Consider the following 14,537-nt stretch of genomic DNA (forward strand, 5'->3'; position numbering starts at 1 on the left):
GAATTCAATGCTGCGGACGGCACGCACTCTACCTAGCATCGTGAGGACATCGCTACGGAGAGCAACAAGATCGGAGTCCGATGGGGACGGTCACGGTCCGGCGGCCGCCACGCCGCCCGGAACCCGTGATCCCGTCGGGCCCGCTCACCATCGATCCCCCGCCGGAGATGCCCGCCCAGCCGACCGGACGCTGGCAGCAGTGGCTGCTGGCACTGCCGATGCTGGGCGGCACCCTCGCCATGGCGATGATGATGGGCCAGGGGCAGGGCGGACCTTATGCGTACGTGGTGGGCGGGCTCTTCGGGATCTCGTCGCTGGCGATGCTCACCATGTCGCTCGGGACCACCGGCGCACCGCGGCGGGCGGAGTTGATCGCCGCGCGCCGGGAGTACCTGCGTCACCTCGCCGGCCTGCGGCGCCGGGCCCGCCGGACCGCCCGGATGCAGCGGATCGGGCTGCTCTACCGCCATCCCGACCCGGACCGGCTGTGGTCCACCGTCGACAGCCACCGGCTCTGGGAACGCCGGCCTGAGGACTCCGACTTCGGCGTGGTCCGGATCGGACTGGGACCGCAGTCGCTGGCCACCCCGCTGACACCACCGGCGACCCGGCCGCTGGACGAGCTGGAGCCGATGACCGCCGGCGCGCTGCGGCGGTTCCTGGAGGCGTACGCGGTGGTGCCGGATCTGCCGGTGGCGATGTCGGTACGCGGCTTCGCCCGGGTCCTGATCAGCGGCGGTGAGGCTCGCGCCCTGGTCCGCGCGGTGCTCGTGCAACTGGCCGTCTTCCACGCGCCGGACGACCTGATCATCGCGGTCTGCACCGGCCCGGGAACCCGGGACGACTGGGAGTGGGTGAAGTGGCTGCCGCACAACGGTCATCCGGCCCGCTCCGACGCGCTCGGCCGGCTCCGCCTGATCGGCGACCCGGCACTGCTGGACGATCTGCTGACCGGCCGCTCCGGGCCCGCGGCCGTCCCGCATCTGGTGGTGGTGACCGACCGGCCGGACAAACCCGTCCCGATCGGATTCGACGGTGTGACAGTGCTCGACCTGGACACCGCGCCGCCCCGGTTGCCGGACGCCTCGACGCTGGTCCTGGAGATCGACGACGACGGCACACTGCGCACGTCCACCGTGGACGACCACGGCGTGGCCGGCCGGGCCGACCGGCTGGCGGTCGCGCAGGCCGAGGCCATCGCCCGGCGGCTCGCGCCGCTACGGCTGGAGACCGGGACCGACCCGGCCGGACCGGCGGCCGGGTCCGACCCCGGCCTGGCCGAGCTGCTCGGCATCGGCGACCCTGGGACGCTGCCCTCGGTGCACCGGTCGGACCGGCATCGGCTGCGCGTGCCGATCGGGGTGGACGACAACGGCCGGCCGGTCGAGCTGGACCTCAAGGAGTCGGCGCAGGACGGGATGGGCCCGCACGGGCTGATCGTCGGCGCGACCGGGTCCGGCAAGTCCGAGCTGCTGCGCACGCTGGTGCTGGCCCTGGCCGCGACCCACTCCGCCGAGACGCTGAACCTCGTGCTGATCGACTTCAAGGGCGGCGCCACGTTCGCCTCGATGGACCGGCTGCCGCACACCGCCGCTCTGATCACCAACCTGGCGGACGCGCTGCCACTCGTCGACCGGATGGCCGACGCGCTCGACGGTGAGCTGCTGCGACGGCAGGAACTGCTGCGCCGATCCGGCAACTTCGCCGGGCAGCGTGACTACGAGCGGGCCCGTGCGGCCGGCGCGGCGCTGCCACCGCTGCCGTCGCTGCTGGTGATCTGCGACGAGTTCTCCGAGCTGCTCCAGCGCAAGCCGGAGTTCCTCGACCTGTTCCTGCAGATCGGGCGGCTCGGGCGGTCGCTCGGCGTGCATCTGCTGCTGGCCAGCCAGCGGCTCGAGGACGGGCGGCTGCGCGGCCTGGACACGCATCTGTCGTACCGGATCGGGTTGCGGACGTTCTCGGCGCTGGAGTCCCGGGCGGTGCTGGGGGTGCCGGACGCGTACGAGCTGCCGCGCTCGCCCGGCCACGGATACCTGCGGTCCGGCACCGAGCCGCCGATCCGGTTCCGGGCCGCGTACGTCTCCGGCCCGTCCCCACGCCCCCGAGAGCTCGCTCCCGCCCCGCCGCGGGTCCTGCCGTGGACCACCCGCCTGCTGCCGCTCCCGGCCGCCGACCGCAGGCCGGAGCTGGAGGGCCCGCCCCTGGCCGACGTGCTGGTCGGCCGTCTCGCCGGCCACGGCCCGCCGGCGCATCGGGTCTGGCTGCCGCCGCTGGACCGGTCCGCCACCCTGGACGACCTGCTCGGGCCGCTCGCCACCGACCCGCGGCGCGGGCTGACCGTGGCCAACCCGGCCCTGCGCGGCGCCCTTCAGGTGCCGATCGCCCTCGTCGACAAGCCCCGTGAGCAGCTGCGCGACGTGCTCTGGCTGCAGCTGTCCGGCTCGGCCGGGCACGTGGCGGTGGCCGGCGGCACCCGCAGCGGCAAGTCCACCACGCTGCGCACGCTGGTCTGCGGCCTCGCGCTCACCCACACCCCCGCCGAGGTACGCGTCTACGCCCTCGACTTCGGCGGCGGAACACTGAGCGCCCTGCGCGGCCTGCCGCACGTGGGCGGCGTCTTCGGCCGGCTGGAGGCGGAGGGGGTGCGCCGCACCGCGGGCGAGATGGTGGCGCTGCTCACCGAGCGGGAACGGCAGTCCCACCCGCAGGACCCGCACGTCTTCCTGGTCGTCGACGGCTGGTCCACGCTGCGCACCGACTTCGAGGAGCTGGAGCCGGTGCTCACCGACCTGGCCACGCGCGGGCTCGCCTACCGGATCCACCTGGTCGCCGCCGCGTCCCGGTGGACCGATTTCCGCCCGCCGATCCGGGATCTGTTCGGTTCCCGGGTGGAGTTGCGCCTCGGCGACCCGGCCGACTCGGCGGTGCATCGGCGGGCCGCGGCCGCGGTGCCCGAGGGACAGCCGGGCCGTGGGATGACCGAGCACCCGGACGACCGGGACCGCGGGCTGCACCTGCTCACCGCCCGGCCGGAGGTGTCCACACTGGGCGACACGGCGGCGCTGGTCAAGGCGGTGGCCGCAGCCTGGGAGGGGCCGGTGGCGGCCCCGGTGCGGTTGTTGCCGGCCGTGGTGGCGTACCCGGGTCCGGGGCCTTCGGAGGGCACCGGCCTGCGCGTGCCGATCGGCATCGCCGAGAGCGATCTGCGGACCGTGGAGCTGGATTTCGCAGCCGATCCGCACCTGCTGGTCCTGGGCGACGCGGAGTGCGGCAAGTCGTCGTTCCTCCGCGCGCTCGTCACGTCGCTGACCAGCCGCTTCACACCGGAGCAGGCGCGGATCATCCTGGTCGACTACCGGCGCGGCCTGATCGACCTGCCGCACACCGAACACCGCATCGGGTACGGCATACAGGCTCAGCAGACAGCCGATCTGATCCGGTCGGCGGCCGGGTACATGGAACGGCGGCTGCCCGGGCCGGACGTCACGCCGGACCGGTTGCGGACACGCTCCTGGTGGACCGGACCGGAGCTGTTCGTGCTCGTCGACGACTACGACCTGGTGATGGCGGGACCGGCCAACCCGCTGACGCCGCTGCTCGACCATCTGCCGCAGGCCCGCGACATCGGGCTGCACCTGGTGCTCACCCGGCGGGCCGGCGGCGCGGGCCGGGCCCTGTACGAGCCGGTGATCCAGCGTCTGCGGGAGCTGTCCGCGCCGGGCCTGGTGATGTCCGGGCCGGTCGAGGAGGGTGTGTTGCTCGGCACCGTGCGAGCGGGACCGTTACCACCAGGGCGTGGTCACCTGATCACGCGGCGTGAGGGAGCGCGGCTGATTCAGCTGGCCTACCTGCCACCGTTTCGGGATTCGGAAAAATCAGCAGACTCCGCGTGCGATTAAGCGCGGCCGACCGCAGCGACACGCCGACCGTGGGGAGTAATCTCCCTCCATCGACTGACCACCCTCACCAGAGCGAAGGCGGTGTTCGTTGCCGAGCCTCTCCCGCCGGACGACCGCCGCCACACTGGCCGGGCTCCTGACGCTCGCCTTTCCCGCCACCGCGGCCGTCGCCGCCCCGCCGATCGTGGCCGAGCCGGTGGTCACCACCGACGACTCGGTCCGCTCCGACCAGTGGCAGTTGCAGGCGCTCGACCTGGCCGGCGCGTGGTCCTACGCGGAGGGCGCCGGCGTGACCGTCGCGGTCCTCGACTCCGGCGTCGACGCGCAGCACCCCGACCTGGACGGCCAGGTGCTGCCCGGCCTCGACCTGGTCGACACCAAGGGCGGCGGCGAGAGCGACCCGGTCGGCCACGGCACCACCGTCGCGGCCCTGATCGCCGGCCGCAACGACGACGACGCCGGCGTGGTGGGCATCGCTCCCAAAGCCAAGATCCTTCCAGTCCGGGTTCTGGACGAGCAGAACCGATACGACGACGCGCTGATCGTGGCGCAAGGGGTCCGCTGGGCGGTCGACCACGGCGCCAAGGTGCTGAACCTGTCGCTCGGCGGCAGCGGCTCCAGCGCCACCCTGGCCGCCGCGCTCGACTACGCGTTCGCCAAGGACGTCGTGGTGATCGCCTGCACCGGCAACGCCAGCGCGTCGGCCAGTTCGGAGAACAGCGGGGTGTGGTACCCGGCTCGCGAGCCCGGCGTGGTCGCGGTGGCCGGCACGGAGCGGGACGGCACCAGCCTCTGGGAGGGTTCGATCACCGGCAAGGAGACCGTGCTCGCCGCGCCCGCCACCCAGCTGGTCGGCGCCCGCGGGCCGGACGACTACTGGCGCGTGCAGGGCACCAGCTTCGCCGCGCCGATGGTGGCCGGCGCCGCCGCCCTGATCCGCTCCCGCTGGCCCGACATGCCGGCCGGCGAGGTGATCAATCGGCTGATCAGGACCGCTGACGACCGGGGCGAGCCCGGCCGGGACGACAAGTTCGGCTTCGGCCTGGTGAACCCGGTGGCCGCGCTCACCGCCGACGTCCCGTTCGTCACCGACAACCCGCTGGACACCACGCCGCCGCCCGGAGTCGCCCGGTTCGGCAGCGCACCCGTCTCCGGCCAGGCCCAGTCGGCGCCCGAGGAGAGCGGCGCGCCGGACGCCGTCACGCAGTCACCCGCGTCGAACGCGGGCGGGTGGGCCGCGCCGGCTCAGCCGCTCGGCGGTGAGAGCCGTCCGGCCCGCTGGCTAGCGATCCTGCTCTTCCTGATCTCCGCGCTGGCGGCCGCGTTCACGGTCCGCAAATTCGCCGGCACCGCCGGCTGAGACACCGCCGCCGAGACACCGCTGTTCGGGGCACCGCCGGCGGGGTGCCGCCGGCGGGGCACCGCCGGCTGGGTGCCGCTGGCTGGGTGCCACTGGCTGCGGCACCGCTGGCTCAGGCGCACTCGCCGGTGTCGACGCCCCTGGTGCGGCCCTTGCCGGTCTGCGCGACCCCGGCCGCCTCGTCCGCGGTGAGGGCGAAACCGACGTTCTTGTCATCGGCGGCAGCCGCGAAGATGACGCCGAGGACGCCGCCGTTCGGGTCGATCAGCGGGCCGCCCGAGTTGCCGCTGCGGACCAGCGACTTGATCGTGTAGATCTCCCGGGTCACGTCACCCGAGTCGTAGATGTCCGGCCCGGTGATCCGGCTGACGTCCCGGACCCGCGCGGACTGAGCGTTGTACGGCCCGTCCTGTGGATAACCCAGCACGATCGCGCTCGCCCCGCTGGCCGCCTCCTTGCTGACGAACTCCATCACCGGCGCCTTGAGGCCCGGCACGTGCAGGACCGCGAGGTCGCGTTTCGGGTCGTAGACCACGACGGTGCCCTCGAGCTGGCCGCGGGACGTCTCCACCACGACCTCCCGGGTGCCGGCCACCACGTGCGCGTTGGTCATCACCCGCTCGCCGGCGTAGACGAACCCGGTGCCCTCGATCCGCCGGGAGCAGCTCGGCGCGGCGCCCAGCACCTTGAGCACGGACTTCTTCGATTCCTGGACGACCTTGGAGCTCTTCAGCTTGGGGTCCGGCTCGGCGACCTCTTTCGCCTGGGTACGGGCGAGGCCCCCGAACACGTCCGGGAATCCGCTGGTGTCCAGGGTGTCGCGCAGCGCCGAGGAGAGCGCCTGCGCCTGCTCCGGCATCAACCCGTTGATGCCGGACAGTATCGCGCTGCTCCGGAACTCCCGGTTGATCGCCGGGAACGGGGTGGATCCGAGCGGGACGGCGACCAGCCACGCGGCGAGCAGGAGCGCGACCACCGAGACGAGCGCGCCACCGGCGTCGTCCAGGTGTTGCAGCGGCTTGCTGAAGATCCCCCGGCGCAGGTTGGTGCCGAGCCAGCCGGCCAGCGTCTGCCCGAGAACCGCGAACGTGAGGATGACGGCCAGGGCCACGACCAGCCGCACCGTCCCGTCGGCGAACTGCTGCGCGATGAGTGGTCCGAGCTGGAGCCCGATGAGAACCCCGCTGAAGAACCCGCCCAGCGAGAACGCGCCGATGACGAATCCCTGCCGATAGCCGCTGATCGCGAACAGCAGCATCAGCACAACGAGTATCACATCGACCACGGGCACTCACTCAGCGTAGAAGCACGTGGCCACGTCACGGCACCACCTCGTCGGGCGCGCCACCTCGAGCCGCCGGAACGGGCGCCGACGCATCCGGAAGTTCCACCACGCGGCCCGGTTCCCAGGGCTGCGACCACCCGGCCATGTCCAGCAACGACGAGATCACCCCTGCCGTGAAACCCCAGACGAGCAGCCCTCGGACTCTGAACGCGGGTCCGATCCAGCCACTCGGATGACGCACCCGGATACGGTTCGCCGGGTCGGCCAGTTCACTGATCGGCAGACGTGCGACATGCGCGACTTCGGTCGCCTGCAGCGGATGCACCGGGTGCGGCCGCCGCCACCAGGCCAGCACCGGCGTGACGACGAAGCGGCTCACCGGGATCCACAGGTCCGGCAGCAGGGCCAGCACCTCGGCGCTGCCGCGGTCCAGGCCGACCTCCTCGGAGGCCTCCCGCAGCGCGGTGTCCGGCGCGTCCCGGTCCTCGGGGTCGGTCGCGCCGCCCGGGAACGCCGGCTGCCCGGCGTGGTTGCGCATGGTCGCCGCCCGCTGCAGGACCAGCAGGTCCGGCCCGCCGGGGGTGTCGGCCGCGGGCTCGCTCTCGCCGAGCAGCACCAGGACCGCGCTGTGCCGCCCGGTGCCGCCGGCCGGCTGGCGCAGCGGGGTGAAGTCCTCGGTCCGGCACGTCGACACCCGGGTCAGCAGCGGCTCGAACCAGTCCGGCAGGCCGTCCGGCCGCCGCAGCACCTGCCCCTGACTCATCGGGTCACCGTCACGCCGGTGTGCTCCTTGACCTGCTTGATCAAACCGTCCACGTCCAGCGGCAAGCGGTGAACGTAGACCTTCCCGGCGGGGTCGACGAAGATCGTTGCCGGCAACGTCGGCTGTTTGACAGCGATCGCCAGTGACTGCTCCGGGTCGAAGAGCGTCGGCATGCTGATCCCGTTGTCAGCGGCGAACGCGGTGGCACCCTCCCGCCGGTCCATGCTGTCCACGGTGAAGACCGTCAGCCGGCCGTCGGCCCGGTCAGCGAGGCCCTGGATGACCGGCAGCTCCTCCCGGCAGGGCGAACACCACGAACCCCAGATGTTGATCACCGCGGGCAGCCGCACGTCGCGGAGGTTGACCTGCTCGCCGCCGGTGAAGCAGGGCAGGGACAGATCCGGCAACTCGTTCGGGCTCGGGGCCGGCGACGCCGACGCTGGCGGCGACGCCAGCGTGTCGCAGGCGACGAACGGTGGCGGCGTCTCCGGCTCGCTGCTGCTCGGTTCGGCCGAGGCCGTGCAGCCCGACACCACCGCCAGCGCCATCACGAGCGGCGCCACCGCACGGAACCGGATCACGGTTCCTCCGGCGCGAGGACCGCGGCGGCCGGCACGAGCTCCGGGTCGACACCGGCCGCCACCGCCAGATCCCGGGCCCGGGGTCCTTTGAGCAGTTTCGCCGCGGCCGCCGCCTCGGTCGGGCCGGTCCCGTACGCCGGGCAGGTGCTCGCCAGCGTGCAGGCGCCGCAGGCCGGCTTCCGCGCGTGACAGACCCGCCGCCCATGGAAGATCACCCGGTGCGACAGCATGGTCCAGTCGCGCTTCTCGATCAGCTCGGCGACCAGGAACTCGATTTTCACCGGGTCCTCCTCGTCGACCCAGCCGAACCGGTTGGTCAGCCGCCGGAAGTGGGTGTCGACGGTGATGCCTGGCACACCGAACGCGTTGCCGAGGATCACGTTGGCCGTCTTGCGGCCGATCCCGGGAAGCTTCACGAGGTCGTCGAGCTTGCGCGGCAACTGGCCGTCATGCCGGTCGAGAAGCGCCTGACCCAGCTTGATCAGCGAGTCGGTCTTCGCCCGGAAGAAGCCGGTGGGCCGCAGCAGCGTCTCCATCTCGGCCCGGTCGGCGGCGGCGTAGTCGGCGGCCGACCGGTATTTTTTGAACAGCTCCGGGGTGACCTGGTTGACCCGCACGTCGGTGGTCTGCGCCGAGAGGATCGTCGCCACCGCGAGCTCGAGCGGATTGGTGAAGTCGAGCTCGCAATGCGCGTCCGGATGGGTCTCGGCGAGCACCCGGGCCATCTTGCGGGCCCGTCGTTTGCGGCCGAGCAGGGTCTCCCCCGCGTATCGCGATGCGGAGGCGGGCGGAGTCACCGGTAAAGAGTACGTCGGTGCGGCGAACATCTGCGGTCACGCCGAGGGCTTGATCGTCCCGTCGTCACCGATCGACACTGCGGAGTCGCCGAAATCAGACTCGGAGAGCTGAGCGACCAGTTCGCGTCCTCGCTCGTTCTTACTGTCCCGGGTCGGCACGCCGGTGGTGTTCATGTACGTGGAGAGGAACTTGCCGCCGGTGTACTTCCCGTCCCTGGTGAGCGAGACGTGCAGGATCCCCGCGTACTTGAGGACACCGTTGCTGGAGAGCGTCTTGCCGCCGCCGGCGAAGTTGCCGAGGCTGTACGCGATCAACTTGCCCTTGTAGAACTCCATGCCGCGCAGCACGTGCGGCCCGTGCCCGATCACCAGGTCGGCCCCGGCGTCGATCACCGTGTGGCTGAACTTGATCGGATCGCCGCGGTTCTCGCCGAAGAACAGCTCGGTGCCCGGCTTCACGTGCTGCTTGTCGGAACCCTCGGCGCCCATGTGGACCTGCACCACTGTGAGGTCCGCCTCGGACTTGGCCTTCGCCACGATCTCGGCCGCCGCGTCCAGGTCGTTCAGGTTGTTCGCTCCCGCGTACGGAGAGAATCCGATGACCGCGACCTTGACGCCCTTGATCTCCACGACGGTGATCTGGCGCTCGGCCCCGGTGTGCTCCAGCCCGGCGCCCTCCAGGGCCTCGACCGTGTTCCGGTACCCGGCCGTCCCGTAGTCCTTGGAGTGGTTGTTCGCGGTGTTGAGCAGCTGGAACCCGGCGTCCTTGAGGTGCTCGGCGTACGAGGGCGGCGAGCGGAACGCGAAGCAGTTGGGCCGCGGCGGCGAGCCGCACTTGGAGCTGCCGGTGTCACCGGTGAGCGGCTGTTCCAGGTTGCCCATCACCAGATCGGAGGCGAGTCCCTTCTTCACCGAGTCGAAGAAGCCCTCGCCACCGTTGGCCGGCAGCCGATTGGGCGCGCTGCCCATGATGATGTCGCCGGTGGCGCTGAGGGTGATCGACTCGACGGTGGCGGACTCCTCGACCGGCTTCGGGCCACGCGAAGTAGCCGGCGCGGCGGAGCCGGCCGGCGCCTCCCACTCCGCGGCAGGGGAGTCTCCGCGTTTGGCGATGGCGACACCGGCAACGCCGGCACCGGCCAGAACCGCTAGGACAATGGTGACAGTTAGGGCAGGGTGTCCTAAACGTGCCTGGCGATGGGACCGGGGGTGCGAATTCATCGACCGGGACGATACCGTCAGCTCGCATGCGGGATCGACCGACGAAAGGCCTGTCCTGATATGCCCGGACCGCTGATTCGTCACTAGCGGTCACGGCATTTCTGGTTACCGTCCAGTATCTGGATCAAGGGGTGGCCGCCCGTTTCCCGCCCGCGTGCGCCTAGACTGATCGAGCGCAGACGTTGCGCGTTTTCGGAGGTGCGGCGATGGATGAGGTACTGGCTCGCAGCGGGATCTTCCAGGGCGTTGACCCGGAAGCCGCAGAGGCGCTCGCCAAGGAGATGGACACGATCGAAGTCCGTAAGGGCGACGTGGTCTTCAACGAGGGCGAGGCCGGCGACAGCCTGTATATCGTTCTGTCCGGGAAGATCAAGCTCGGACGCCGGGCCGCGGACGGCCGGCAGAACCTGGTCTCGATCATGGGGCCGTCGGACATGCTCGGCGAGCTTTCCCTCTTCGACCCCGGCCCGCGGACGGCCACCGCGACCGCGGTGACCGACAGCCGCCTGGCCCGGTTGAAGAAGTCGTCGCTGCGGCCGTGGCTGAACAACCGGCCGGAGATCGCCGAGCAGCTGCTCCGCGTGCTGGCCCGCCGCCTGCGCCGGACCAACGACGCGCTCGCCGACCTGATCTTCACGGACGTGCCGGGCCGGGTCGCCAAGAACCTGCTGCAGATGGCCGGCCGGTTCGGCACCCGGGACGGCGGCGTGCTGCGGGTGACCCACGACCTCACCCAGGAGGAGCTGGCCCAGCTGGTCGGCGCGTCCCGGGAGACGGTCAACAAGGCGCTCGCCGACTTCGCCTCCCGGGCCTGGCTGCGGCTCGACGGCAAGAGCGTGATCATCCTCGACCCGGAGCGGCTCGCGCGGCGCGCCCGCGTCTGACCTTTCCGTCTGAAGGGGCTGTCCTCGCGGACAGCCCCTTCAGCATGCCCGCGTCACCGTGTCGCACCCCCCAGGCCACTCGTTACGGAGGTGGCCGAGAGGCACCGGCGTGACAAGGAAGGGCGCGGCTTTGAACGCAGGTAGGGGCGGAGCGGGCATCGGGGTGTCTGCATGACCGTGCTCGACACCACGCTGGACCCGCGTGACCCCGCGTACCTGGAAGGGCGTAGCGCCACCCTGCAACTCCTCGCCGATCTGGAGGACGCGCTCGACCAGGCTCGTGCGGGCGGCGGCGAGAAGTGGGTGACCCGGCATCACGCGCGCGGGAAACTGCTCCCGCGCGAGCGGATCGAGATGCTGCTCGACCAGGACAGCCCGTTTCTCGAGCTGGCGCCGTCGGCGGCCTGGGGGTCCGAGTACCCGGTCGGCGCGAGCGTCGTCACCGGCGTCGGGGCGGTCGAGGGCGTCGAGTGCGTGGTGATCGCCAACGATCCGACAGTGGACGGCGGGGCGGTCAACCCGTACACCGCCGCCAAGATCCGCCGCGCCGCGCGGATCGCCTCGGTGAACCGGCTGCCGCTCGTCACCCTGGTGGAATCGGCCGGCGCCGGCAACCCGGACGGCGGCATCGCCCGCGAGCTGAGCCGGCTCACCCCGGATCGGGTACCCACCGTCTGTGTGACGTTCGGGCTGACCACCGGTGACGCTGCGTACCTCCCGGCGCTCGCCGACTACACGATCATGGTGCGTGGGCACGCCAAGGTGCTGACCATCCACCCGCAGCCGGTCCGCAGCTCGGCCAACGGCGTCGAGGTCCGGGCCACCCCGGTCGTCCCGGCCGGGCCCGCCGGACCCGCCGACCAGCTCGCCGAGGACGAACGTGACGGCCTGCGGCTGGCCCGGCAGTGCGTACGCCGTCTGAACTGGCGCAAACACGGCCCGCCCCCGCGCACCCGGCATCCGATCCCACCCCGGTACGACTGCGAGGACCTGCTCACCGTGGCCGCGATCGATCCGGCCGCGTTCGAGCCCCGGGAGGTGCTGGCCCGGATCCTCGACGACAGCGACTTCGACGAGTTCAAACCCGGTCAGGCGGTCGCCCTGCTGGCCGGCTGGGGTGAGCTGCACGGATATCCGGTCGGCGTGGTCGCCAGCCCGAGCACGCCCTGCTCGGCGGCCGAGGCGCAGAAGGCCGTGCACTTCCTGCACCTGGCGAACGCGAGCGCCACCCCGCTGGTCTTCCTCCGGCACACCGGCACCCCGGGCGGCGACGACACGGAACCTCCCGACGCCCGGCACGACGCCCCGCTGGTCCACGCGGTGTCCCGCTCCACCGTGCCCCACCTGGTACTCACCGTCGGCCCGGTCGCCGAGCACTCGAGCGACCGCATCGGCGAGCCGCGCTTCACGTTCAGCTGGCCCGCGAAGGGCCGCACCTGCGCCGACGACGGCGTCATCGACCCCCGTGACACCCGTACGGTCCTCGGCCTCTGTCTCTCCGCGGTGCACAGCGCCGCCGTTGAGGGTGCTGGACACGTCGGCGTTTTCCGACCTTGAAAGGTAGTGCAGTGATCCGACGACTTCTCGTGGCCGACCGTGGAGAGGTCGCCCGCCGGGTGTTCGCCACCTGCCGGCTGGTCGGCATCGAGACGGTCGCCGTCTACTCCGACATCGACTCCGCGGCGCCTCACGTCGACGAGGCCGACTACGCGGTTCACCTGCCGGGCAACACCCCGAGCAGCACCTACCTGCGTACCGAGGCCCTGATCGCGGCCGCGCAGCGGTCCGGCGCGAACGCCGTGCACCCGGGCGTCGGCGTGCTCGCCGAGGACCCGGATTTCGCGACCGCCGTGGTCGACGCCGGAATGATCTGGGTGGGCCCGACCCCTGCCACGTTGCGGGCGCTGAGCGTGAAGCCCGAGATGAAACAGCTCGTCGCCGAGGCCCGGGTGCCGGTGCTGCCCACGTTCACCGACCCGGAGTCGGTGACCGGCTTCCCGGTGCTGATCAAGCCGGCGACCGGCACCGGCGGCGCCGGCATGCGCGTCGTCCGGGACGCGGCCACCCTGGCCGAGGCGGTCGCGTCGACCCGCCGTGAGGTCGGCGGCGACGTCTTCTGCGAGCCGTACGTCACGAACGTCCGCCACATCGAGGTGCCGATCCTCGCCGACGCGCAGGGCTCGGTGGTCCCGTTCGGCGAGCGCGAGTGCTCGGTGCAGCGCCGCTATCAGAAGATCATCGAGGAGACCCCGTCGCCGGCCGTCGACGCCGCGCTGCGCGAGGACCTGTGCCGGGCCGCGATCGTCGTGGTCCGTGCCCTCGGGTACGTCGGCGCCGGGGCCGTCGAGTTCCTGCTCGACGTGGACGGCAAGTTCTGGTTCCTCGAGCTCACGCCGACCCTGCAGGCCGACCACGCGGTCACCGAGTGCGTCTCCGGATACGACCTGGTCCGCCTGCAACTGCTGGTGGCCGAGGGCGGCAGCCTGCCGATGCCGGGCCCGCCGCCGATCCGCGGGCACGCCATCGAGGTGCGCATCTGCGCGGAGGACCCGGCGTACGCCTGGCTGCCCGCGGCCGGCACCCTGCACCGGTTCGCCGTACCGGACGTGGCCGGCTCGTTCCGCCCGCTCGCCCAGCCCGGCCTGCGCCTGGACGCGGGCGCCGCCGACGGCTCGGTGATCGGCATGCACCACGACCCGATGCTCGCGAAGCTGATCGCCTGGGCGCCGAGCCGCCAGGAAGCCGCCCGGATGCTCGCGTCCGCGCTGGCCCGCGCACAGATCCACGGCGTCGTCGCCAACCGGGACCTGCTGGTCCGCACGCTGCGCCACCACTCGTTCCGCAGCGGCAACACCGACACCGGTTTCCTGGACCGCCACCCCGAGGTCTTCGCGCCGCTGCTCTCCTCGGTCGACGCGGTCCGCCTCTCCTGCCTGGCCGCCGCGCTCGCCGGGGCCGCCGCCCGCCGCGCCACGGCACCGGTGCTGGGCTCGCTCCCGTCCGGCTGGCGCAACGTACCCTCGGGTTCGCAGACCGCGGTCTACGACGGCCCGACCGGCCCGGTGGAGGTCGGCTACCGGATGAACCGCCACGGTGACCTGGCCGGCTGGTGGGTCCGCGCGGTCGACCCGGAGGAGCTCGACCTGGCCGGTCTCGGTCAGGCCCCGGTGTCCGACGAGCATCCGCCGATCATCGTGGTCCAGGCCGACGGCGACCGCGTGGTGCTCAACGTGCAGGGCATCCGGCTGGCCGTTCTGGTCCACCGGGTCGGCGACGTGTCATACGTGGACAGCCCCGAGGGCTCGGTCACCCTCCGCGAGATCTCCCGCTTCCCGCTGCCCGCCCCCGAGGCCACCGAAAGCTCCTTGATCGCCCCACTCCCGGGCGCCGTCCGCCGCATCCTCGTGGTCCCCGGCCAGCGAGTCCGCGCCGGTGAGCTGCTGCTGACGCTGGAGGCGATGAAGCTCGAACACCCGGTCCACGCGCCGGCTGCCGGGGTGGTCGCCTCGTTGCCGGTGCATCCCGGCGCCGAGGTGGACATGGGAGAGCTCCTGGCGGTCCTCGACCCCGAATGATCGGGTACGCGTGACCCCGTCCCCAGAAGCAGCACCCCCGTCCCCGAGAGTCCACGCGACCAAGTGCCACTCAAGGCCGTCCGGCGCCCATCGCTACGCTGCCGGGTCCGGCATCCGCGCCGAGTCATCCGCAGTGAGAGGAGCACACGCAACGTCATCGTGCGCCCTCGTC

10 protein-coding genes are annotated in these 14,537 nt (G+C 72.0%); 5 read left to right on the forward strand and 5 right to left on the reverse strand.

Annotated elements, in window-relative coordinates:
- Positions 1-80: 80 nt before the first annotated feature.
- The gene (eccCa, locus tag AB0F72_RS29295; RefSeq protein ID WP_360437524.1) at positions 81-3,899 is read left to right on the forward strand and encodes a type VII secretion protein EccCa; all 3,819 of its coding nucleotides are present in this window, start codon (positions 81-83) and stop codon (positions 3,897-3,899) included.
- Positions 3,900-3,987: 88 nt separating this feature from the next.
- Complete coding sequence (gene mycP / locus AB0F72_RS29300) at positions 3,988-5,259, forward strand: type VII secretion-associated serine protease mycosin (RefSeq protein ID WP_360437527.1); 1,272 nt, start codon at positions 3,988-3,990, stop codon at positions 5,257-5,259.
- A gap of 112 nt (positions 5,260-5,371) precedes the next feature.
- Here mycP and AB0F72_RS29305 read toward each other — a convergent pair whose 3' ends face one another.
- The 5 genes from AB0F72_RS29305 to AB0F72_RS29325 are packed head-to-tail and all read right to left on the reverse strand — an operon-like array spanning position 5,372 to position 9,906.
- A complete protein-coding gene (locus tag AB0F72_RS29305; RefSeq protein ID WP_360437530.1) occupies positions 5,372-6,550 on the reverse strand; it encodes a MarP family serine protease in 1,179 nt (392 codons plus the stop codon).
- 28 nt (positions 6,551-6,578) lie between these two features.
- Positions 6,579-7,307 carry a CoA pyrophosphatase gene (locus AB0F72_RS29310; protein ID WP_360437533.1) on the reverse strand — a complete coding sequence of 243 codons (729 nt, stop codon included), beginning with the start codon at positions 7,305-7,307 and terminating at the stop codon, positions 6,579-6,581.
- Positions 7,304-7,888, reverse strand: a complete 585-nt coding sequence (locus AB0F72_RS29315; RefSeq protein WP_360437536.1) for a TlpA disulfide reductase family protein — start codon at positions 7,886-7,888, stop codon at positions 7,304-7,306. The genes AB0F72_RS29310 and AB0F72_RS29315 overlap by 4 nt, the downstream gene beginning before the upstream one ends.
- The gene (nth, locus tag AB0F72_RS29320) at positions 7,885-8,715 is read right to left on the reverse strand and encodes an endonuclease III (RefSeq protein ID WP_360437539.1); all 831 of its coding nucleotides are present in this window, start codon (positions 8,713-8,715) and stop codon (positions 7,885-7,887) included. Before nth ends, AB0F72_RS29315 begins: the two co-directional genes overlap by 4 nt.
- A 6-nt stretch (positions 8,716-8,721) precedes the next feature.
- Complete coding sequence (locus AB0F72_RS29325; RefSeq protein ID WP_360437542.1) at positions 8,722-9,906, reverse strand: CapA family protein; 1,185 nt, start codon at positions 9,904-9,906, stop codon at positions 8,722-8,724.
- A 206-nt stretch (positions 9,907-10,112) separates the two neighbouring features.
- Here AB0F72_RS29325 and AB0F72_RS29330 point away from each other — a divergent pair, with 206 nt between their 5' ends.
- The 3 genes from AB0F72_RS29330 to AB0F72_RS29340 all read left to right on the forward strand — a co-directional run bounded on the left by AB0F72_RS29330 (position 10,113) and on the right by AB0F72_RS29340 (position 14,365).
- Positions 10,113-10,790 (forward strand): Crp/Fnr family transcriptional regulator, encoded by a 678-nt coding sequence (locus AB0F72_RS29330; protein ID WP_014447921.1) that lies wholly within the window; start codon positions 10,113-10,115, stop codon positions 10,788-10,790.
- A gap of 171 nt (positions 10,791-10,961) precedes the next feature.
- On the forward strand, positions 10,962-12,347 hold the full coding sequence (locus AB0F72_RS29335; protein WP_360437545.1) for a carboxyl transferase domain-containing protein: 1,386 nt from the start codon (positions 10,962-10,964) through the stop codon (positions 12,345-12,347).
- 11 nt (positions 12,348-12,358) lie between these two features.
- Positions 12,359-14,365: a biotin carboxylase N-terminal domain-containing protein gene (locus tag AB0F72_RS29340; protein ID WP_360437548.1), complete on the forward strand. Its 2,007-nt coding sequence runs from the start codon at positions 12,359-12,361 to the stop codon at positions 14,363-14,365.
- Positions 14,366-14,537 lie beyond the last annotated feature (172 nt).

The organism is Actinoplanes sp. NPDC023936, from assembly GCF_040639325.1.
In the GTDB taxonomy this organism is placed as follows: domain Bacteria; phylum Actinomycetota; class Actinomycetes; order Mycobacteriales; family Micromonosporaceae; genus Actinoplanes.

Excerpts from the sequence above, each read along its gene's own strand:
- AB0F72_RS29335 (WP_360437545.1), top strand. The coding sequence starts at position 10,962 with ATGACCGTGCTCGACACCACGCTGGACCCGCGTGACCCCGCGTACCTG.
- nth (WP_360437539.1), bottom strand. The coding sequence starts at position 8,715 with ATGTTCGCCGCACCGACGTACTCTTTACCGGTGACTCCGCCCGCCTCC.
- AB0F72_RS29310 (WP_360437533.1), bottom strand. The coding sequence starts at position 7,307 with ATGAGTCAGGGGCAGGTGCTGCGGCGGCCGGACGGCCTGCCGGACTGG.
- AB0F72_RS29330 (WP_014447921.1), top strand. The coding sequence starts at position 10,113 with ATGGATGAGGTACTGGCTCGCAGCGGGATCTTCCAGGGCGTTGACCCG.
- AB0F72_RS29325 (WP_360437542.1), bottom strand. The coding sequence starts at position 9,906 with ATGAATTCGCACCCCCGGTCCCATCGCCAGGCACGTTTAGGACACCCT.
- eccCa (WP_360437524.1), top strand. The coding sequence starts at position 81 with ATGGGGACGGTCACGGTCCGGCGGCCGCCACGCCGCCCGGAACCCGTG.